At 68.2% G+C, this 19,642-nt stretch carries 18 protein-coding genes; 10 read left to right on the forward strand and 8 right to left on the reverse strand.

The genetic code is table 11. The features are described from left to right. On the forward strand, window positions 1-453 hold the full coding sequence (gene rplI, locus AB0H76_RS23880) for a 50S ribosomal protein L9 (RefSeq protein ID WP_357327892.1): 453 nt from the start codon (window positions 1-3) through the stop codon (window positions 451-453). Window positions 454-1,074: 621 nt separating this feature from the next. Further along, complete coding sequence (gene dnaB, locus AB0H76_RS23885) at window positions 1,075-3,711, forward strand: replicative DNA helicase (RefSeq protein WP_357327895.1); 2,637 nt, start codon at window positions 1,075-1,077, stop codon at window positions 3,709-3,711. Here dnaB and AB0H76_RS23890 read toward each other — a convergent pair. Both AB0H76_RS23890 and AB0H76_RS23895 read right to left on the reverse strand, forming a co-directional pair. Continuing rightward, window positions 3,680-4,270: a dihydrofolate reductase family protein gene (locus AB0H76_RS23890; RefSeq protein ID WP_357327898.1), complete on the reverse strand. Its 591-nt coding sequence runs from the start codon at window positions 4,268-4,270 to the stop codon at window positions 3,680-3,682. The genes dnaB and AB0H76_RS23890 overlap by 32 nt on opposite strands. A gap of 49 nt (window positions 4,271-4,319) precedes the next feature. Further along, window positions 4,320-5,213, reverse strand: coding sequence for an NADP-dependent oxidoreductase (locus AB0H76_RS23895; protein WP_357327901.1), 894 nt, complete (start codon window positions 5,211-5,213; stop codon window positions 4,320-4,322). A 70-nt stretch (window positions 5,214-5,283) separates the two neighbouring features. Between AB0H76_RS23895 and AB0H76_RS23900 the strand changes: the two genes are divergently transcribed. Next, window positions 5,284-5,994 carry a TetR family transcriptional regulator gene (locus AB0H76_RS23900; protein ID WP_357327904.1) on the forward strand — a complete coding sequence of 237 codons (711 nt, stop codon included), beginning with the start codon at window positions 5,284-5,286 and terminating at the stop codon, window positions 5,992-5,994. Here the strand turns inward: AB0H76_RS23900 and AB0H76_RS23905 are convergent. Together AB0H76_RS23905 and AB0H76_RS23910 are read right to left on the reverse strand one after the other, a co-directional pair. Continuing rightward, complete coding sequence (locus AB0H76_RS23905) at window positions 5,878-6,240, reverse strand: darcynin family protein (RefSeq protein ID WP_357327907.1); 363 nt, start codon at window positions 6,238-6,240, stop codon at window positions 5,878-5,880. The two genes, AB0H76_RS23900 and AB0H76_RS23905, sit on opposite strands and share 117 nt — an antisense overlap. Then, window positions 6,240-7,124: an NAD(P)H-binding protein gene (locus tag AB0H76_RS23910; RefSeq protein ID WP_357327910.1), complete on the reverse strand. Its 885-nt coding sequence runs from the start codon at window positions 7,122-7,124 to the stop codon at window positions 6,240-6,242. Before AB0H76_RS23910 ends, AB0H76_RS23905 begins: the two co-directional genes overlap by 1 nt. Window positions 7,125-7,229: 105 nt before the next feature. Here AB0H76_RS23910 and AB0H76_RS23915 point away from each other — a divergent pair, with 105 nt between their 5' ends. Further along, window positions 7,230-8,168, forward strand: coding sequence for a LysR family transcriptional regulator (locus AB0H76_RS23915; protein ID WP_357327913.1), 939 nt, complete (start codon window positions 7,230-7,232; stop codon window positions 8,166-8,168). Between the two features lie 27 nt (window positions 8,169-8,195). On the opposite strand, the gene AB0H76_RS23920 is transcribed toward AB0H76_RS23915, so the two are convergent. Both AB0H76_RS23920 and AB0H76_RS23925 read right to left on the reverse strand, forming a co-directional pair. Further along, entirely contained in the window at window positions 8,196-9,281 is a 1,086-nt protein-coding gene (locus AB0H76_RS23920; protein ID WP_357327915.1) for an alkene reductase, read from the reverse strand. A gap of 31 nt (window positions 9,282-9,312) precedes the next feature. Continuing rightward, window positions 9,313-9,708, reverse strand: a complete 396-nt coding sequence (locus AB0H76_RS23925; protein WP_357327918.1) for a RidA family protein — start codon at window positions 9,706-9,708, stop codon at window positions 9,313-9,315. Between the two features lie 100 nt (window positions 9,709-9,808). On the opposite strand from AB0H76_RS23925, the gene AB0H76_RS23930 reads away from it, so the two are divergent. Next, entirely contained in the window at window positions 9,809-10,216 is a 408-nt protein-coding gene (locus AB0H76_RS23930; RefSeq protein WP_357327920.1) for a MarR family transcriptional regulator, read from the forward strand. 116 nt (window positions 10,217-10,332) lie between these two features. Here the strand turns inward: AB0H76_RS23930 and AB0H76_RS23935 are convergent, their stop codons facing one another. Continuing rightward, on the reverse strand, window positions 10,333-11,400 hold the full coding sequence (locus tag AB0H76_RS23935; RefSeq protein WP_357327922.1) for a serine hydrolase domain-containing protein: 1,068 nt from the start codon (window positions 11,398-11,400) through the stop codon (window positions 10,333-10,335). Window positions 11,401-11,561: 161 nt separating this feature from the next. Here AB0H76_RS23935 and AB0H76_RS23940 point away from each other — a divergent pair, with 161 nt between their 5' ends. The 5 genes from AB0H76_RS23940 (at window position 11,562) to AB0H76_RS23960 (ending at window position 18,059) form a co-directional block, all read left to right on the forward strand. Beyond that, window positions 11,562-12,752: an FAD-dependent oxidoreductase gene (locus AB0H76_RS23940; RefSeq protein ID WP_357327925.1), complete on the forward strand. Its 1,191-nt coding sequence runs from the start codon at window positions 11,562-11,564 to the stop codon at window positions 12,750-12,752. Window positions 12,753-12,862: 110 nt separating this feature from the next. After that, on the forward strand, window positions 12,863-14,578 hold the full coding sequence (locus AB0H76_RS23945; RefSeq protein ID WP_357327927.1) for a cutinase family protein: 1,716 nt from the start codon (window positions 12,863-12,865) through the stop codon (window positions 14,576-14,578). A gap of 136 nt (window positions 14,579-14,714) precedes the next feature. Continuing rightward, a complete protein-coding gene (locus AB0H76_RS23950; protein WP_357327930.1) occupies window positions 14,715-15,647 on the forward strand; it encodes a DMT family transporter in 933 nt (310 codons plus the stop codon). Window positions 15,648-16,062: 415 nt separating this feature from the next. Next, the gene (locus AB0H76_RS23955; RefSeq protein ID WP_357327933.1) at window positions 16,063-17,412 is read left to right on the forward strand and encodes a wax ester/triacylglycerol synthase family O-acyltransferase; all 1,350 of its coding nucleotides are present in this window, start codon (window positions 16,063-16,065) and stop codon (window positions 17,410-17,412) included. Between the two features lie 47 nt (window positions 17,413-17,459). Further along, window positions 17,460-18,059, forward strand: a complete 600-nt coding sequence (locus AB0H76_RS23960; protein WP_357327936.1) for a GDSL-type esterase/lipase family protein — start codon at window positions 17,460-17,462, stop codon at window positions 18,057-18,059. Window positions 18,060-18,064: 5 nt separating this feature from the next. Here AB0H76_RS23960 and AB0H76_RS23965 read toward each other — a convergent pair whose 3' ends face one another. Beyond that, entirely contained in the window at window positions 18,065-19,621 is a 1,557-nt protein-coding gene (locus AB0H76_RS23965) for an NAD(P)/FAD-dependent oxidoreductase (RefSeq protein ID WP_357327939.1), read from the reverse strand. Between the last annotated feature and the right edge of the window lie 21 nt (window positions 19,622-19,642).

The raw sequence follows: 19,642 nt of genomic DNA on the forward strand, positions 1-19,642 counted from the left end.
ATGAAGCTCATTCTTACTGCCGATGTGGACAACCTCGGTGCGCCCGGTGACACGGTCGAGGTCAAGGACGGCTACGGCCGTAACTTCCTGCTGCCCCGCGGCCTGGCCATCGTGGCCAGCCGTGGCGCCGAGAAGCAGGTTGCCGGCATTCGCCGGGCCCAGGACGCCCGCAAGGTGCGCGACCTGGATCACGCCAACGAGCTGAAGCAGGCCATCGAGGGCCTGGATTCGGTCTCGCTGGGTGTGAAGACCGCCGGCACCGGCAAGCTCTTCGGTTCGGTGACCCAGGCGGATGTCGCCGCGGCCATCAAGACCGCGGGCGGCCCCGTTGTCGACAAGCGCAGCATCGAGCTGCCGAAGTCGCACATCAAGTCCGTTGGCAAGCACGGCGTCGTGGTGCACCTGCACCCCGATGTGGTTGCCAAGTTCGACCTGCAGGTCGCGGCCAACTGAGTTCACTCGAAGACACCCTCGCGTCCGCGCGAGGGTGTCTTCGGCTGCGCGGCCGAACGCATCGATTGCCATGCGTTTGCCATTCTTTCAGCGCCGGGCGCGGGTACACCCCTGGCGAATTTCGGCACCGGCACCGACCTCCGGTTATTCGGCCTGTGGATTACTAGAAAACCGACCGATCGCAATGTGAGGCCGGGCTGCCCGCTCCACATCCGCCGTTAACCCAACACGCCCGGTTGTTCATCTGGAACGACACGCCGTTGCTGTGTTAATCCACATGCCGATAGGTCGGGAAAACGATTGCTATCTGCGCATACTTCCGGCGTGACCTGGGTTTTCCCCAAGTAGTCCACAGCGGCTGCACACCGCTGGGTGAACACTCCCCAAGTTATCCACAGTTGTGTACACAGGACGGTTTGGCGACCCGCCGTGCGGTCGCCTAGGTTCATCGCAGCAGCCGGTACGAAGATCGGGTTCGGCAGCGTCGCAACGGTTTGCTGGCGCCCTGCCCGAAAGCCCCTGGTGGCGTGGGTCGCTCGGCGAACGTGTCGGTACCCGGGAGTAGAACAACTAGTCGATAGTGTGATCCCGGTCGAGGGGACGAGAGGACGGTCGAGTCTGGTGGCAGTCGTCGATGACCGCGGGCACACCTCGGAATTCCCGCCCGAACCCCCCGGCGAGGATTTCGGTCGCCAGCCCCCGCACGACATGGCGGCCGAGCAGTCGGTGCTCGGCGGCATGCTGCTGTCCAAGGACGCCATCGCCGATGTCATCGAGGTGCTGCGCCCCGGAGATTTCTACCGCCCCGCCCACCAGGCCGTCTACGACACCATCCTGGATCTCTACGGCCGTGGCGAACCCGCCGACCCGGTCACCGTCGCCGCCGGCCTCGATCGCCGCGGCGAGCTCAAGCGCATCGGCGGCCCCCCGTACCTGGTCACCCTGACCCAGACCGTCCCCACCGCCGCCAACGCCGGCTTCTACGCCGAAATCGTTTCCGAGAAGGCGATTCTGCGCCGCCTGGTCGAGGCCGGCACCCGCATCGTGCAATTCGGTTACGCCGGCGCCGACGGTCAAGATGTCGCCGAGGTCGTCGACCGCGCCCAGGCCGAAATCTACGAGGTCACCGAGCGCCGCACCACCGAAGACTTCATGCCCCTGGAAGAACTCCTCCAGCCCACCATGGACGAGATCGACTCCATCGCCTCCCGCGGCGGCATCTCCCTCGGCGTCCCCACCGGCTTCTCCGAACTCGACGAACTCACCAACGGCCTGCACCCCGGCCAGATGATCATCGTCGCGGCCCGTCCCGGTGTCGGTAAGGCGCTGGCCCTCGATACCCCGTTGCCGACGCCCACCGGCTGGACCACCATGGGCCAGGTCCGGGTCGGCGACGAACTCCTCGACGCCGACGGCCGCCCCACTCGCGTCGTCGCCGCCACCGAGGTCATGACCGACCGTCCTTGCTACGAGGTCGAATTCTCCGACGGCACAGTGCTCGTCGCCGATGAGCAGCACCAGTGGCTGACCGAGACCCGGAGTTCGCGCCGCTCGGCCCAGCAGGCCGCGAGCGGATACAACCGCTACCGCAACCAGCGCGCGTTCGCGGAGGTTCGTACCACCGGGGAAATCGCGCGGACGGTCCGGTGCGATACCGCTGATCGCAGGTTGAACCACTCGGTCACCAATACCAAGCCGCTGCAGTTGCCTGCCCGTACGTTCCTGGTTCCCCCGTACACCCTGGGCGCCTGGCTCGGCGACGGCACCTCGGCCGCCGCGCAGATCACCTCTGCCGATCCAGAGATCATCGCTTGCATCGAAGCGGAGGGAATCGTCGCGGTTCCCTCGCAATCCGCGGCGCTGCGCTACCACTTGCGATTGCCCGCCGACGAGCCCGTCGAAGCGCGTGCCTGCGTCGTGTGCGGCACGGAATTCGTCCCGTTCACCAGCGAGGTTCGTACCTGCGGCCGATCGTGCGGCGGAAAGGTGCGCTTTCTTTCAGCGCCGGTCCCCGCCCCGACTTGCCCGGCCTGTGGTCAACCATCCATCGGGCTGCGGCTGTGCCAGTCATGCCGCAGCAGCGTCGGAAGCGTGCAAGCCCGGCTCCGGACTATCGGAGTCTTGGGCAACAAGCACATTCCCACCGAGTATTTGCGTTCGTCGGAACCGCAACGCCGTGCGCTACTCGCAGGTCTGCTCGACACCGACGGCACAGTGACACACGGCGGGTCGGTTCAGTTCGCGGTGACCGACAAGCGTCTCTTCGATGACGTCTGCGAATTGATCGTCGGTCTCGGCTACCGCTGTGGCGTTTCGACCAAACGCGTTCGTGGTCGCACCGAGAACTCCTCGACCGCCTTCACCGTCACCTTCGCGACGGACGATGAAGTGTTCGGCCTGTACCGAAAGGCCCTGCTGCACAAAGAACGCCGGGCCAGCAAGAACACGGCCCGCTCCGGCTCCCGCTACATCGTCGATGTTCGCAAGATCGACAGCGTGCCTGTTCGATGCGTCGAGGTCGACAACGACGCACACCTCTACCTGGCCGGCCGCTCGATGGTGCCCACCCACAACTCGACCCTGGGAATGGATTTCATGCGCAGTTGCTCCATCAAGCATGGCCTGGCCAGCGTTATTTTCTCGTTGGAGATGAGCCGTACGGAAATCGTCATGCGTCTGCTGTCCGCCGAGGCGAAGATCAAGCTCGGGGATATGCGGTCGGGTCGGATGAGTGATGACGACTGGACGAAATTGGCGCGGCGGATGAGTGAGATCAGTGAGGCGCCGCTGTTCGTGGACGATTCACCGAACCTCACGATGATGGAGATCCGGGCGAAGGCGCGGCGGTTGAAGCAGCGCCATGATCTGAAACTCGTTGTGGTCGACTACCTCCAGCTGATGTCCTCCGGCAAGAAGGTCGAATCGCGGCAGCAGGAAGTCTCGGAATTCTCGCGGCACCTGAAACTGCTGGCCAAGGAGCTCGAAGTTCCGGTGATCGCGATCTCGCAGCTGAACCGTGGTCCGGAACAGCGAACCGACAAGCGGCCCATGGTCTCCGACCTTCGTGAGTCCGGCTCGCTCGAGCAGGACGCCGACATGGTCATCCTGCTGCACCGCCCCGACGCCATCGAACGCGACGACCCCCGCGGCGGCGAGGCCGACCTGATCGTCGGCAAGCACCGTAACGGCCCCACCGCCACCATCACCGTCGCCCACCAGCTGCACCTCAGCCGCTTCGTGGATATGGCTCGCGGCTGATCGTCTCGTACCTGGTCAGGATCACGCCGGTGGCGAACGTCCGCGTCTCCACCAGGTTCAGGTGCACCCAGCTGTCCAGCGTGGTGAAGAACGGCGTGCCGCCGCCCACGAGGACCGGATAGGTGACGATCACGTACTCGTCGATCAGCCCGGCCCGCATCGCCGCCGCGGCGAGCGTCGCGCCGCCGATGCTCATCGGGCCGCCGTCCTCGGCCTTGAGCCGGGTGATCTCGGCGACCGCGTCGCCGGTGCACAGGCGGGTGTTCCAGTCGACCTTGTCGATCGTCGAGGAGAACACCACTTTCGGTGTGTCCCGCCAGTTCTGGGCGAACGCGATCTCCGCCGGGGTGGCGGTGGGCAACTGGTCGCCGGTCGGCCAGTGCGAGCTCATCGCCTCCCAGAGCTTGCGGCCGTACAGCGACAGGCTGATCGCCCGCTCCCGATCCAGCCACCACTGGAACAGCTCGTCGCCCGCCGACCCGCCCCAGCCGATGTCGTCGCCGGCGGCGGCGATGTAGCCGTCCAGGCTCAGGTTCATGCCGTAGCTCAGTTTCCGCATGGTGCCAGCCTTCCGTGACTCGGCTGCCGGTGTACAGACCCTTCACTCCTCAGATGAGGATGACCCGTCGTCCTCGCGTGTGACCAGCTCGGCTGTCGATGTGCGCCGCGGCGGCTTCGGCGAGCGAGTACGTCTTCTCGACCGGGATGTGCAGCTTCCCGCGCGAGATCAGATCGGCCGCCGTGGCGAGGGCTTCGGGCACGCTTCCGGCCACGCCGGAGAATCGGACGCCGAACTCCGGCGCACCGAGATCGGCGATGGAGACCACCTGCCGCGGATCGCCGGTCAGCTCGACCAACTCGCGGATCACACCCGAGCCGGCCAGATCGAGGGCCGCGTCGACCCGGCCGAGCTGCCGGACGCGCTCGACCCAGCCGTCGCCGTACGTCGTGGCGGTGGCCCCCAGGCTGCGCAGATACTCCTGGTTCGCGGCCCCACCCGTGCCGATCACCGCGATGCCCCGGTCGCGAGCGATCTGCAGCACCGCTGAGCCGACGCCCCCGGACGCACCGCTGACCAGCAGCGTCTGCCCGGGCTGTACCCCGACCTCGCCGATGACGCGCAGCGCGGTCTCCACCACCGAGGGGTAACCCGCCGCTTCTTCGAAGGTCAGCCCCTCGGGCATCCGGGCCCAGGCCGACAGGACGGCGAACTCGGCGTACGTGCTCGAGCCCTCGCCGAACACCCGGTCGCCGACCTCGATCCCGGCCACGTTCGCACCGACCTCGTCGACCACCCCGGCGGCGTCCAGCCCGACGCCGGAGGGCAACTCGATCGGATGCGCCCCCAAAATCTGGCCCTCCCGAACCCGCCAGTCGACGGGGTTGACGCCCGCCGCGCGCACAGCGATGCGCACCTGGCCGGGGCCTGCGTGCGGTTCCGCGGCGTCTACGAGTTCCAGTACCTCCGGGCCGCCGAACTCGGCGAAGCTCACTCTCTTCATGCCGACGACCGTAGCACTAACAGTTAGTGTTTTAGAATAGACCTATATTTGCACCTGTTAGCATCAAGGAATGACCGTGCCGCTCGGGCGTCGGGAGCGCAAGAAAGCCGCGACCCGCCAGAAGATCGCCGACACCGCCCTGCGGCTTTTTCTGGAACGCGGGTACGACGCGGTGGGCATTCGCGACGTGGCCGCCGCGGCCGACGTGGCCGTCACGACGCTCTTCTCCCACTTCGCCGCCAAAGAGGCCCTGGTATTCGAGCGGGACGCGGAGTTCGAGCACCGCCTCGCCCACGCGGTCAGCGGCCGGGCGCCGCACGAGCCACTCATTTCCGCACTGCGCCGCGAAATCCACGCCATGGTGCGGCATTGCGCGTCGGCGGACGCCGCCCCGCTCTGGCGCATGATCGACGAATCACCTGCCCTGCGGCAGTACGAGGAGTCGATGCGGCTGCGTCACGCACAGTCGCTGGCCACGGCCATCGCCGCCGATCTCGGTCGCGCACAGCCCACAACGGCGTGCCGGACGATCGCGAGATTCGTGGTGGACGCCCATTCGCTGGCCCGCACGGCCGCCCATCCGGAAACCGCGGTGGACGAGATCTTCCGGATGATCGAGGCGGCCTGGGCGGTCGCGCATGCGGAACTGATCGCGGCGGCCGGTTCAGGTGGCGATGGTGGCCAAGGGTTCGAGGCCGTAGGTGCGGGCGTAGCCGTTCTCGGTGCCGACGAGCAGGTCGATGATCTCGAAGTAGCGGTCCCAGAACGGGGTTTCGCGTAAGGCGTCGATGAGGAGCTGGTAGGCGCGGTGGTTGTCGGCTTCCCAGACCCAGACGTCGGTGACGCGGGCGGAGTAGAACTCGGTGTCGTAGAAGCGGGATCGGACGCCGGTGGTTTTGGCTTCGATGGCGGGCAGCACCTGGGTGGTGAAGGCGTCCACGCGTTCCTGGACCGTCAGTGCGAGCCATTCGGGCGTGGTCTTGACGAGGATGAACGCGGTGACCGGCGGTTCGGCCGGGGTAGCCATCAGGGTGTCCCCGAGACGGCGGGGGCGAGGGTCTGGGCACACCACTGCTCGAAGCTGGTGGGGGACGCGGTGTCCGGGGTACGGGTGACACCGGCGTCGAGGCCGTGGTCCTTGGCCCGCTTCATATCGACGACACCCTGGGCGAACTCCTTGTCGAGGCCGTAACCGAGGAGGGCGGTGTGCAATTCGTCGAAGGACTGGTGTGCGTAGCGGACGGGGCGGCCGAGTTGCTCGGTCATGATGCGCGCCAGGTCGTTCGGCGACAGATCTCGCGGGCCGAGGACGGGAACCTCGCCGACGCCGGTCCACGAGCGGTCCAGCAGCAGGCCGGCGGCGACGGCCGCGATGTCGGCGACCGCGACGAGGGGAGCTTTGCGATCGGCGGCAACGACATCGGTGAAGACGCCCCTGTCGCGGATCGAGTCGGCTTCCTCCAGCAGGTTCTCGAAGAACGACGGGTTGGCCAGGGCCCGGTAGGCGACGCCGGAGCCGGCGAGCAGGTCGTCCATCGCGAGGGACGCGGTGACCAGGCCGGCCTCGCCGGCGACCGGGGTGCCGCGGCCGAGCGCGGAGACGCCGACGACATGGCCGACACCGTGGGTGGCGAGCGCCCGAACGGCGGGGCGGGTGAAGCCGCTCCAGCCGTCGTGCGGAGAGCGGGCAGAGTTCGGGGGGACGAGCCAGAAGACGGCGTCCGCGCCGTCGAAGGCGCGGTCGAGGACCGCGGCGTCACCGTGCGAACCGGTGATCACCTCGACCTGCCCGCGCACCGTCTCGGGGAGTCGCGCGGGATCGCGCACGATCACCCGCAATTCTTCGGACCCCAGCAGCCGGGCGAGCAGCGGACGGCCGATGTTCCCGGTCGGAGCGGTAATGACGATCATGGAAACCTCGCAGTTCGTGGTGGATCGGACACCACTCATCCTGCGGAGCGCCCAGTATTGCCACAATGGGAACTTCGGCACGGAATTATTGACTGAAATGGAATGATGCTGGTGAACAGCCCGGATCCGGTTATCGACGCTAATCTGGCGCTCGCGTTGCATGCCTTGCTGGCCGAGCACAGCGTGACGCGCGCCGCCGCGCGCCTGCACACCTCACCTGCGGCGATGAGCCGCACCCTGGCCCGCCTGCGCCGCATCCTGCAAGATCCGCTGCTGGTCCGGGCCGGTCAGGCTATGGTTCCCACCCCGCGCGCCGAGGCCCTGCGCGAGGAGGCCGCCGCGGTGGTGCGCAGTCTCGGCGCGCTGCTCAGTCCGGGTGCGGGCGTCGACCCTGCCGACCTGACCAGCACGTTCACCCTGCAGGCCGCCGACCTGGTCGGCGCGGCACTGGCGCCTCGGCTGCTGGACCTGGCCCGGCGGGAGGCGCCCGGTGTCTCGTTCCGGGTGCTGGCCGAAGAGCTGGAGGCCGGATCCGCGCTCCGCGACGGCCGGATCGATCTGGAGATCGGAGCCATCGACCACGTCGATCCCGAGACCCAGGTCGAAGAACTGGTGACCCTGCGCTTGGTGGCGGCCGTCCGGCCCGGCCACCACCTCACCGAGGCACCCTTGACCCCAGCGCTTTTGGCTGCCGCCCAGCATGTCGCGGTCAGCCGCCGGGGCCGGTTCACCGGTCCGCTCGATACGGCGTTGGCGGAGCAGAACTTACGACGGCGGGTCAGCGTCGTGCTGCCCAGCCACCTGGCCGCGATGACCCTGGCCGCCCGCAGCGACATCGTCTGCCTGGTCCCGGCCGCGCTGCCGGGGACCGGCCCGTCCCCGCTCACCGACGACGCGAGCGCCCTCGGGCTGCACCTCCTCGACATGCCCCTGGCCCTGCCGCCGCTGACCATCGGCATGGCCTGGCACCCCAGGCACACCGCCGACGGGGCCCACCATTGGCTCCGCGGCGCGGTCCGCCGGGCGCTGCGCACGTCGTCCTGACGCCCTGTCCGCCAACCTCTTCCGGCGCTACGACGCGCCCTGGAGCGCGGGATAGTCGCTGTAGCCTTCGGCGCCGCCGCCGTAGACCAGTTCGCGGGCGTACTCGCTGATCGGAGCGCCGGTGGCGAACCGGGCGGGCAGGTCGGGGTTGGCGATGAAGTGCCGTCCGAAGGAGAAGACGTCGGCGAGTCCGCTGTCGAGCGCTCTTTCGCCCGCGGCCTGCGAGTTGGGTACCGCGCCGTTGTAGTTCGCGATGAGGGTGCTCGACCAGCGCGGGCGCAGGTCGGCCAGGGCGGGGTAGGTACCGCGCTCGATCACGTGGAGGTAGGCGAGGCCGAGCGGGTCGACGGCGTCCAGCAGCGCCCGGTAGGTGCCTTGCGGATCCTGTTCGGCGATCTCGTTTTCCGGGTTCCCCGGTGAGACGCGCAGCCCGACCCGTTCGGCGCCCACCGCGGCCGCGACGGCGGTCGCGATGTCGACGGCCAGGCGCAGCCGGTTGCCGCGCGAGCCACCGTAGCGATCGGTGCGCAGGTTGGTGTTCTCCGCCAGGAACTGCTGGATCAGATAGCCGTTCGCGCCGTGGATCTCGACGCCGTCGAACCCGGCCGCGATGGCGTTGCGGGCCTCGGTGGCGAAATCCTCGACCGTGGCGTCGGTTTCGGCGGTGGTCATCGCACGGGGCGTGACGTGGTCGACCATCCCCTGGTCGGTGAAGATCCGCGAGCCGGCGATCCGGACCGCCGAGGGCGCCAGCGGGGTCGCGCCGCCCGGCAGGATCAGCGGGTGGGTCATCCGGCCGACGTGCCACAGCTGGGCGAAGATGCGCCCGCCCGCCGCGTGTACCGCGTCGGTCACCGTGCGCCAGCCCGCGATCTGCGCGGCGTCGACGAGGCCGGGAATGCCGGGGCCGCCCTTGCCGAGGATGTTCGTGTAGATGCCCTCGGTGACGATCAGGCCCGCGCCGGCGCGCTGGGCGTAGTAGTCCGCGGTGCGGGGATTCGGGACGCCGGTGGCGTCGTCCGCGCGACCCCGGGTCATCGGCGCCATCGCGATGCGGTTGGGCAGGTCGAGGGCACCGTGCCGGTAGGGACGCAGTAACGAGCTGTCGGACAAGGGATTTCCTTTCAACGGCGGAACGCGGGACTCAGCGGGCTAGGGCGGTGACTTCGACTTCGATCTGCCAGTCGGACTGGGCGAGCCCGGCCACCTGGAGCAGGGTGTCGGCCGGGTAGGGCCGGCTGAGGAATTCCGCGCGCAACTGCTTGATCTTGTCCAGGTTGGCGGCCATGTCGGTGACGAAGATGCCGACCTTGACGACATCGCTCAGGTCGGCGCCGGCCTCGGCCAGCACCCGCTGCAGGTTGGCGAAGGCCTGGCGCCCCTGCGTGAGGAAGTCGTCGGAGACGGTGCGCCCCCGCTCGTCGATGCCGGCCTGCCCGGAGACGAACAGCAGGCCGTTGGCCTTGATCGCCTGGGAGATGTTGTACGGCTCATACCAATCGGGCGTGGTCGCGATCTGCTCGATGCGCTGCGTGGTCATGACCGATCCTTCCGTAATGCATGTACATGCATTTAATGTATGTGCATGCATATGTTGGCACTGCATATACTCTGATGTCAATACCCGAGAGGCGATGAGCATGGACGCGACGACGTGGGACCAGATGGTGACCCTGCACGGCATGGTGACCCACCGGCTGGCCAAGGAGATGCAGCGGCGCCACCACATCGGCCTCTCGGAATTCCAGGCACTGTGCCGCCTCGCCCGCGCCGACGACGGCGAACTGCGCATGCAGGAGCTCGCCGAGCTCATCGGCCTGAACCAGAGCTCGGTCAGCCGCCTGGTCGCCCGCCTGGAATCCGCCGGCCTCACCCGCCGCGACCTGTGCCCCAAAGACCGCCGCGGCGTCTACACCGTGATCACCGACGAGGGCCGGGCCCTGCACCGCAAGGCCGAACCGACCTACCAGGAAGCCCTCACCCAGGCCATGGACGAGGCGTCCGTCGACACCAGGGTGAGCGAACTGGCCGCCAAACTCCGCGCCTGACCGGAACTCCGGCTCGGGCAGAGGCTGGGGCGGTGCGGGATCGGCGCAGGTGTCGAGGACCCACGTGCGGGGGACCGCACGTGAAAAGGGCCGCGCTCAGCGCGGCCCCTTTTCTCTTACTTTCCGAACACCTCGTTCACCAGCCGCTGCGTCGCCGCCTGAAACACCGCTGAGAGCGACAGGTCGGCATCGTCGATGTAGTTCAGCGCCGCGGTCATGGTCTTGGCGCCGTCGACGGTGCTGTACATCAGTGCGCCGTGGCCGCCGTGGCCCCCGTTGTGCGTGATGACGGTGGTGCCGTCGACATCTTGGACGAAGACGCCGAGTCCGTAACCGACCTTGGTTTCCGGGGTGAGCATCTCGGTCAGCTGCGCGGGCGGCAGCAGCTTGCCGGTCAGCAGACCGGAGATGAAGGTCTGCAGGTCGCGGGTGGTCGAGATCATGTCGCCGCCGCCGGAGATCCAGGACGGATTCTGCACGGTGACATCGACGATCCGCTCCGCACCCGCCTCCTCGTAGCGGTAGTAGGCGTGGGCGTGCGGGGCTGGGATGTCGGTCGAGGTGTCCGGCACCACGGTGCCCGACAGTCCGAGCGGGCCCAGAATCAGGCGCTGCATCTCCGTGGCCAGCGAAGCGCTGCTGACTTTTTCGACCACCAGCCGCGCCAGCACGTAGTTGGTGTTGGCGTAGCTCCAGTCGGTGCCCGGCTCGAAACGGGCGGGCTTGGCCAGCGCGAATCGCACCAGTTCCTCGGGCCGGTAGGTCTTGAACCGGCCCTCCACCCACTCCTGGCCCTGCCACGGGATGCCGGGCGCGGTCGTCCCGTCCTCGTAGTACTCGCCGGTGAAATTGAAGACCCCGCTGGTGTGCTGCAGCAGCATGCGCACCGTGATCCGCTCGTCCAGCTCGAATTCCGGCAGATATTCCAGGACCGGAGTGTCGAGCCCGATCTTGCCCTCGCCGACCAGTGCCAGCACCACCGTCGCGATGAAGGTCTTGGTGTTGCTGCCGATGCGGACGTGGCCGTCGACCGGCGGCGCGGCGCTCGCGCCCAGCTCGGCGACACCGGCGCTGCCGGTCCATTCGCCGTGCTCGTCGCGCACCCGCAGCGCCAGTCCGGTGAATCCGGTGTCGACAATCTCGTCGATGGTCTGCTGCAGCTGGTTGGTATCGGTGCTGGTCATGATGGTCGCTCCTTCGAATCCGTTCGGCTCTTCCGGGCCGCTGGAAACGACTGTTCACCCTGACCCCGGGTCAACCTCAACAGTGAACTGGGTCACACATAGTCACAACTTCCGGGCACCTGGTGTCTTCACGGTCGAACGCCCCGAGCAGAGGAGACATCATGAGCAACAACACCGAGGTGATCGTGATCGGCGGCGGGTACGCCGGGGTCATGGCGGCCAACCGGCTGACCCAGCGCGCGGACGTATCGGTGACGCTGATCAATCCGCGGGCGAGCTTCGTCGAGCGAATCCGGTTGCACCAGTTGGCCGTTGGATCAGACGACGCGGTCGTCGCCTTCGCCGACGTGCTGGCCGAACGGGTCCGGCTGGTGGTCGACACCGTCACCGGCATCGATGCGGCGGCCCGCAACCTCACCCTGGCCACCGGCGCCACCCTGGGCTACGACTACCTCATCTACGCGGTGGGCAGCGGCAGCGCCGACCCGCAGGTGCCCGGCGCGGCCGAATTCGCCTACCCACTGGCCGATTTCGAGGAGGCGCGGCGGCTGCGGCCGGCCCTCGACGCCGTGCCCGCCACCGGCGTGGTGACGGTGGTCGGATCCGGCGCGACCGGCCTCGAGACCGCCACCGAGCTGGCCGAGCAGGGCCGCAGCGTGACTCTGGTGTGCGGCGCGATCCTGGCGCCGTCGCTGCACCCGCGCGGCCGGCGCTCGGTCGCTAAGCGCCTCGCCGCGCTCGGCGTGACGGTCCTCGCGGGCGGCGGCGCGAAAGTGACCACGGTGACCCGCGATTCCGTGCACCTGGCCGACGGCCGGATTTTGCCGAGCGCGCTGACCATCTGGACCGTCGGCTTCGGCGTGCCGGATCTGGCGCTGCGCAGCGGCCTGCGCACCGACGCGCTGGGCCGGCTGCGCACCGACGAGACGCTGACCAGCGTGGACGATCCGCGCATTCTCGCGGCCGGCGATTCGGCCGCGCCCTCGGAGCTGCCGTTCCGGATGAGCTGCCAGTCCGCCACCCGGATCGGCGCGCACGCCGCCGATACCGTGCTGCACCGGATCGCCGGCGAACCCGCCGTCGATATCAACCTGGGGTTCTTCGGCCAGTGCATCAGCCTGGGGCGCGAGCGCGGCATCTTCCAGTTCGCCGCCCGCGACGACACCCCGGTGCGCTGGTACCTCGGCGGCGGCCTGGGCGCGAAGGTGAAGGAATTGGTCTGCCGGGCCACGATCAAGCACCTGGCGGCGGAGGCGGCCACGCCCGGCGCGCTGACCTGGGTCAAGGACGACAAGCGCGCGGCGCTGCTGCGCCCGAACGAGACCGCCGAAGCGCGACTGAGCAGGGCGTAGCACACAACCCGTAACACTCGCGAGTCCTGGGACGACAGGTTCGGTGACAAGGGCCCGTCGGGGGGCCTGTCCATTTCCGCTTGTCGGTACTTGAAATTGGGGATCAGGACATGGCTTTTCGCGAGTTCTTAGCACGCCACCGGATCGGTGTCGGCGTCGCCGCACCGGCGGTGCTGGGTCTGTCGGCGGTCGTCGCCGCGTCCTTCGCACTGACATCGCAGCCGGAAACCCGGGATACCCGGCTGACCAGCTCGGTTACCGAGTGCCACGACATGGTGACCATCTCGGTCGCCGGTCGTAACGACACTCCGAATCCGGAGACCACCGCGATGCTGCTGGACGCCAACGGAAATCCGTTGCCCGCCGCGCTGTCGGGGGACCATCGCAGCGAGTGGGTGGACCCGGTGGTCAACGCGCCCGCCGACGACGTGGATCCCGGCTCCTACCGCGCGGTGTATGTCGCCTACCCGGCGAACATGTCCAGCTACGAGGACTCGGTGAATGCCGGCGTAGCAAACACCAAGCAAGTCATGCGGGAGATCGCACAGGCGTGCCCGGACACCCGGTTCTCGATCGTCGGCTACTCCGAGGGCGCCGATGTGGTGCGCCGGGTCGCGATGGAGGTCGGTAACCAGGAGGCCGACAAGGAGGGCAAGTACGGGATCGTGAACCCGGACGACGTCGTCGGCGTGGTCATCCTGGCCGACCCGGGCCGCTCGGCCGGCGACGGCACCTTCATCGGCGCCAAGGATCCGAACAACCCCGACAACTTCGATCAGCAGTACGGCGGCAAGCCGATCTCGGGTCAGGGCGCGATGGCCGGCACCGGCGGCGGATTCGGCAAATTGAACGGCAAGGTCGCTTCGTTCTGCGCCGAGGGCGATCTGACTTGCGCGGCGCCGCAGAATATTTCGCTGCTGCAACTGGCGGTGAACGTGGGTCGCCAGATCAATGTCGACAACCTGGAGCGCGAGGGTCTCACCCCCGCGACCGGCCAGAATGTCGCCGAGGTGCTCGGCCGGATCGCCATGACGGCCTTCGCGGATATCGCGGCGCAGCCGAACTGGATGGCCAGTGACGAAACGTTCCTGACGGTGCTGCTGCGGGTTTCGGATCCGGCGTACAAGCCGGGGCAGAACACCCCCAAAACGCCGGTGAAGCAGGACATCTCGACCGATGAGATCTCCCCGCTGGCCTACCTGCCGCAGAAGGTGCTCAACGAGATCATCGGGCTGATCGTGACCAACCAGAACACCATCCCCGTCGTCATGAGCGACCCGTACCAGCTCACGCTGGGCCCGAACCACACCGGTCACCACTTCGACTACTGGAAGAACGCCGACGCGGAGAACGGCAAGCCGCTGACCTCCGCCGAATACGCGGCCGCGTGGCTGACGCACCTGGCCAAGCAGGCGCAGGCCGGTACCCCGGTGGACAAGACGGCCACACCGAAGTCCGAGGACGTCCAGGCCATGTACAAGGTGGTGGACGAGTCGAAGGCGCCGAAGACCAGCACGGCGACGGCGACCTCGACCAGCAAGCCGACGACCACGACGTCGACGACGACGAGCACCACGACCACCAAGTCCGGTGCGGCCGTAGCGTCCACGAGCCCCGCGCCGACCACCACGTCGTCCGGGTCCTCGACCACCGCGCCGAGCACGACCACGTCGGCGCCGGCCCCGACGACCACCGCCGAGTCCAAGCCGACGACGACCGTCGCGCCCACCACGGTGGCGCCGACCACCACGGTCGCCCCCACCACGGTCGCACCCACTACGACGACCACGGAGACGGCGGCGCCGACCACCACCGAGTCCAAGTAGCACCCGCACCAACGAAGGACCGGCCGGATACCCTTCCGGCCGGTCCTTTTTCGGGCCGATGACCGTGGAATTCATGGGTGTCGGATGATCGGATCATTGGTTACGCTCCGTGGACATCACAGAGCGGAGAAAGCCGATGACCAGGCGTGGCTGGGTGTTGTTTCTCGCGATGGGCGTCATCTGGGGCGTGCCGTACGCGATGATCCGGATCGCGGTCGAGGATTTCGATCCGTTCGTGGTGGCGTTCGGTCGCACGGTGCTCGGCGGGTTGATCCTGCTGCCGATCGCGCTCTACATGAAGGTGCTCACGCCGGTGCTGCGGCGCTGGAAACCGTTGCTGGCCTACACCCTGGTGGAGATCACCGGGCCGTGGTTCCTGATCGGGTACGCGGAAACCACCCTGAACAGCTCCACGGTCGGGCTGCTGATCGCGGCGACGCCGTTGATCGCCGTGGTGATGGTGCTCGTGATGGGCAACGAAAGCTTCGACGGGCGACGGATGCTCGGCCTGATCGTCGGATTCGGCGGCGTGGCCGCGCTGGTCGGCCTGGATGTCGATCTGTCGAATCCGGCGGCCATCGGCGCGATCGCGCTGACCACCATCGGTTACGCGCTCGGGCCGATCATCATCGCCCGCTCCCTGACCGACCTGCCGCCGATGGGCGTGGTCACCGCGTCGCTGCTGCTGGCCGCGATCATCTACGCGCCGATCGCGGTGCTGCGCCGGCCCGAGCACTACCCCGCCGACGCCACCTGGTCGGTGGCCGGTCTCGCGGTGCTCTGCACGGCGCTGGCATTCCTGGTGTTCTTCGCGCTGATCAGCGAGGTCGGCCCGGCGCGCGCCACGGTCATCACCTACATCAATCCGGCCGTCGCCATCCTGCTCGGCGTGACCGCCCTGAACGAACCGCTGACCGCGGGCATGGCGATCGGCTTCCCGCTGGTCATCCTCGGGTCGATCCTCGGTACCGCGCGCGCCCGCGGCGCCGCGCCGAAGGACGCGCCTCCGGTGCTCCCGGCCGCCGATGTACCGGTCACCCCCGCCGCCTTCGACGGCGAGTGCCGGTGAGCCACGTCACTCGGGTTTCCGGGGTGTTGTCCGAGTCTCATCGGGTACTCCCTATCGAAGGGCGCACCTTGTAAGCCGTCCCGGCGGCGAACGGTTCTGATGTGGTGGAACCGTTCGGCCACAAGGTGTTTCGCGCGTATCGCCGGTCTCCGCGGCGGCTTTGCCGAGCTGTTGCGAGCGGCCGGTTTCGAGGTGATCGCGCGGCTGGTCCGGGTACCCCGCAGCGGCGAACGGTTCGAGCACAAGATCGTGTTGTGCTGGAAGCCACCGTAATTCGTCGTACAGGAGGCCTACCGGCCGGGTAACTTTGGACTATCGCGCGACGCCGTGCACCATCCGGGCCGCGCGGGCCCGTCCGACAACGTGGTCGATCCCATTACGAGACTTCACCACTGTCGTCAGGGGGCGACCCGCCATGGAGTTACTTTCACCGATCGATGCCATCTTCCTGCTCGCTGAATCGCGGGAACATCCGATGCACGTAGGCGGACTACAGCTGTTCGAGGCGCCCGAGGACGCCGGACCCGACTTCGCCCGCGCCACCTACGAAAAGGTGATGGCGGACAAAACGATCAGCGACACGTTCCGGAAACGCCCGGCCACCTGGCTGGGCGCACCGCAACTCGGCTGGTCCGAGGACCCCGACGTCGAACTCGACTATCACGTGCGCCGTTCGGCGCTGCCCAGCCCCGGCGGCTTCGAGCAACTGCTCGATCTGGCCTCCCGGCTGCACGGCCAGTTGCTCGACCGGCATCGCCCGCTCTGGGAGGTGCGCATGGTGGAAGGACTCGCCGACGGCCGCTTCGCGCTCTACACGAAGATGCATCACGCCCTGATCGACGGCGTGGCCGCGCAGCGGTTGATGCAGCGCACGCTCACCAGCGATCCGGCCGACCGCGAGGTCCGGGTGCCGTGGAACCTGCCGCGCCGGCACCGCGAGCCGCAGCCCGAGAGTTCGATGCTCGGCGGCGCGGCCCGAAATCTGTTGTCGGCCGGTGCTTTCGGGCCCAAGCTGGCACGCGCCGCGCGCTCGGCGCTGCTGGAGCAGCAGCTGACCCTGCCGTTCGAGGCGCCGCGCACCATGCTCAACGTGCCGATCGGCGGCGCCCGCACCGTCGCGGTGCGGTCCTGGCCGCTGGAGCGGATCAAGCAGGTCAAGAAGGCCACCGGCAAGACCATCAACGATGTCGTGCTGGCCATGTCCGCCGGTGCGCTGCGCGGCTACCTGGCCGAACGCGACGCGCTACCGGACAAGTCCCTGATCGCGATGGTGCCGATGAACCTGCGCGGCGAGGACGACACCGAAACCAGCGGCAACAAGGTCTGCGCGGCGCTGTGCAATCTCGGCACCGATGTCATCGATCCGCTGGCCCGACTAGCGGTGATCAGCGAATCGATGCACGACGCCAAGAAGGTGTACAAGGAGCTCTCCAGCACCCAGGCGATGGCGCTGTCCGCGCTGACGCTCAGCCCGATCGCGATGACGTTGCTGCCGGCCCTGGTGCAGCGGGCCGCGCCGCCGTTCAACATCGTCATCTCCAACGTGCCCGGCGCCCGGGAACCGATGTACTTCAACGGCGCCCGGCTCGACGCCAGCTACCCGATGTCGATTCCGCTGGACGGCCAGGCCATGAACATCACCCTGACCACCACCGCGGAGAACCTGGACTTCGGGCTGGTCGGCTGCCGGCGCAGCGTGCCGGACATGCACCGGATCCTGGATCACCTGGAGAACTCGCTGGCCGAGCTGGAGGACGCGATCTAACCCGAAATCGGCTGGCCGTCCGGCCCGTCGGCTGCGACGATAGCCCGGTGAATGCTGATGTCCGAGTGTGCTTTGTCGGGGATTCGTTCGTGGCGGGCGTCGGCGATCCGCTGCTGCTGGGCTGGGCCGGCCGGCTCGGGCAGCGCGCGATCGCCGACGGCGTCGGGCTCACCGCCTACAACCTCGGTGTGCGCCGGCAGACCTCGGCGGATGTGCTGAACCGCTTCGTGTCCGAGTGCGAGCAGCGACTGCTCGCCGGGACCGACGCCCGGGTGGTGCTGTCGTTCGGAGTGAACGACGCCACGCACGAGAACGGGCAGCCGCGGGTGGACCCGGAGGGGTCGGCCACCAACCTGACGAAGCTGCTCGGCGCGGCCGCCGAACGCGGGTGGCCGGTGTTGCTGGTCGGGCCGTGCCCGGTCGACGACCCGGAGCACAATGCGCGAACCGCCGAGCTCGACGAGCGTTTCGCGGCGATCGGCGCGGCGGCGGACGTGCCCTATGTCCGAGTGCACGAGGCGCTGCTGGCCAGCGCGCTGTGGATGCGCGAGGTGCGCGCCGGTGACGGCGCGCACCCGGGCGCCGCGGGCTACGACGTGCTGGCCGAGCTCGTCCTGCCGCACTGGCGGGAGTGGTTGTCGCGCTGAGCCGTTCAGGCGCGCTGGGGCGCGGCGACGGTGGCCGGGCGCTCGGTGAAGGAGTAGTGGCTGAACGGGAAGTGCTTGTTGCCCCACCACATCTCGAGGTGCGTGCTCGGCCGGATCGGAGCCGGATCGCCCTGGTAGTTCACGTAATAGGTGTTGGAATCCGCGCACGCCTCCGACAGCCACATCGTCTGCGCGCCACGCTCGCGGCACTTGCGGAAGTAGGCGTCGTGCGGTTCCTGTTTGATCTCCACCGCGGTGGCCCCGCGCCGGAACGCCTCCTTGATCGCCCGCGCCGCGTGCCGGCTGGTGCATTCGATCATCGCCAGATAGGAGCCGGCCGCGAACCCGTACGGGCCGGTGATCAGGAACATGTTCGGGAACTTCGGCACGCTCACGCCCTGATAGGCCTGGTAGCGGTTGCGGTCCCAGAATTCGCCCAGTTCCAGGCCGTCCCGCCCGACCAGCGGATAGGGCGGGGTGTAGCCCTTCTCCATGACCCGGAAGCCGGTGGCGCAGATCAGCACGTCGACCGGGTGCACGGCGCCGCCGGCGGTCACCACGCCGGACGCGGTGATCTGCTCGATCGGTTCGGTCACCAGCTCGACATGGTCCTCGGTGAACGTGCGCAGGTAGCGGTTGGACACCGAGGGCCGCTTGCATCCGGGCGCGTACTCCGGCGTCAATCGTGCTGCGAGGTCGGCGTCTCCAGCCAGCTGTGCCTTGTACATCAGGCCGCCACCGCGCTGTGCCAGTTGCACCACACCGGGGATGTAGCTGTGGAACACACCGACCCCGGAGATCCCGAAGTCGATGCCGAGGGTCACCGCGGCCCGGATCGCCCGGCGCAGCGGACCCACGTTCACCAGGATGTCCTTGGCCAGCGACGGAATCGGGAAGTCCGGTTTCGGCGCCACCCAGATCGGGCGGCGCTGGAACACCGTCAACCGGGACGCGATATCGGCCATTTCCGGAATCAGTTGCAGCGCGGTGGCTCCGGTACCGATCACCGCGATCCGCTTACCGGTGTAGTCGTAGTCGTGGTCCCACTTCGCGGTGTGCACCACCTTGCCCGCGAACTGGTCGATGCCCTCGATCTCGGGGAGCCTGGGCACCTCGAGGCCGCCGACCGCGCCGACCACGAACCGCGCGGTGACCTCCTCCCCCGTGGCGGTGCGCCCGCGCCACAGGTGCTGCCATTCGTCCCAGACTCCGCTGACGACCTGGGTATTCAACCGGATGCGGGAGCGCAGACCGTAGGCGTCGACCACCTGATCGGCATAGGCCTTGACCTCCGCGCCGGGCGCGAACATCCGCGACCACCGCTTCGGCGGCTCGTAGGAGAAGCTGTAGTAGACCGACGGAATGTCCACGGCCACACCGGGATAGGTGTTGGCGTGCCAGGTGCCGCCGATATCGCTGTTCTTGTCGACGATCAGGAAGTTGTGGATGCCGGCCCGGCGCAGCTCCACCCCCATGCCGATGCCCCCGAAACCGGCCCCGATCACCACCACGTCGTACTCGGGCCGTTCGGCCGATGCCGGGCGCCGCGGTGCTGTCGACATGGTTACCTCCGCTGGTAGTCC

Source organism: Nocardia sp. NPDC050712, assembly GCF_040654295.1.
Taxonomy (GTDB): domain Bacteria; phylum Actinomycetota; class Actinomycetes; order Mycobacteriales; family Mycobacteriaceae; genus Nocardia.

Excerpts from the sequence above, each read along its gene's own strand:
- rplI (WP_357327892.1), top strand. The coding sequence starts at position 1 with ATGAAGCTCATTCTTACTGCCGATGTGGACAACCTCGGTGCGCCCGGT.
- AB0H76_RS23890 (WP_357327898.1), bottom strand. The coding sequence starts at position 4,270 with ATGCGGAAACTGAGCTACGGCATGAACCTGAGCCTGGACGGCTACATC.
- AB0H76_RS23895 (WP_357327901.1), bottom strand. The coding sequence starts at position 5,213 with ATGAAGAGAGTGAGCTTCGCCGAGTTCGGCGGCCCGGAGGTACTGGAA.
- AB0H76_RS23900 (WP_357327904.1), top strand. The coding sequence starts at position 5,284 with ATGACCGTGCCGCTCGGGCGTCGGGAGCGCAAGAAAGCCGCGACCCGC.
- AB0H76_RS23905 (WP_357327907.1), bottom strand. The coding sequence starts at position 6,240 with ATGGCTACCCCGGCCGAACCGCCGGTCACCGCGTTCATCCTCGTCAAG.
- AB0H76_RS23910 (WP_357327910.1), bottom strand. The coding sequence starts at position 7,124 with ATGATCGTCATTACCGCTCCGACCGGGAACATCGGCCGTCCGCTGCTC.
- AB0H76_RS23915 (WP_357327913.1), top strand. The coding sequence starts at position 7,230 with ATGCTGGTGAACAGCCCGGATCCGGTTATCGACGCTAATCTGGCGCTC.
- AB0H76_RS23925 (WP_357327918.1), bottom strand. The coding sequence starts at position 9,708 with ATGACCACGCAGCGCATCGAGCAGATCGCGACCACGCCCGATTGGTAT.
- AB0H76_RS23930 (WP_357327920.1), top strand. The coding sequence starts at position 9,809 with ATGGACGCGACGACGTGGGACCAGATGGTGACCCTGCACGGCATGGTG.
- AB0H76_RS23935 (WP_357327922.1), bottom strand. The coding sequence starts at position 11,400 with ATGACCAGCACCGATACCAACCAGCTGCAGCAGACCATCGACGAGATT.
- AB0H76_RS23940 (WP_357327925.1), top strand. The coding sequence starts at position 11,562 with ATGAGCAACAACACCGAGGTGATCGTGATCGGCGGCGGGTACGCCGGG.
- AB0H76_RS23945 (WP_357327927.1), top strand. The coding sequence starts at position 12,863 with ATGGCTTTTCGCGAGTTCTTAGCACGCCACCGGATCGGTGTCGGCGTC.
- AB0H76_RS23950 (WP_357327930.1), top strand. The coding sequence starts at position 14,715 with ATGACCAGGCGTGGCTGGGTGTTGTTTCTCGCGATGGGCGTCATCTGG.
- AB0H76_RS23955 (WP_357327933.1), top strand. The coding sequence starts at position 16,063 with ATGGAGTTACTTTCACCGATCGATGCCATCTTCCTGCTCGCTGAATCG.
- AB0H76_RS23965 (WP_357327939.1), bottom strand. The coding sequence starts at position 19,621 with ATGTCGACAGCACCGCGGCGCCCGGCATCGGCCGAACGGCCCGAGTAC.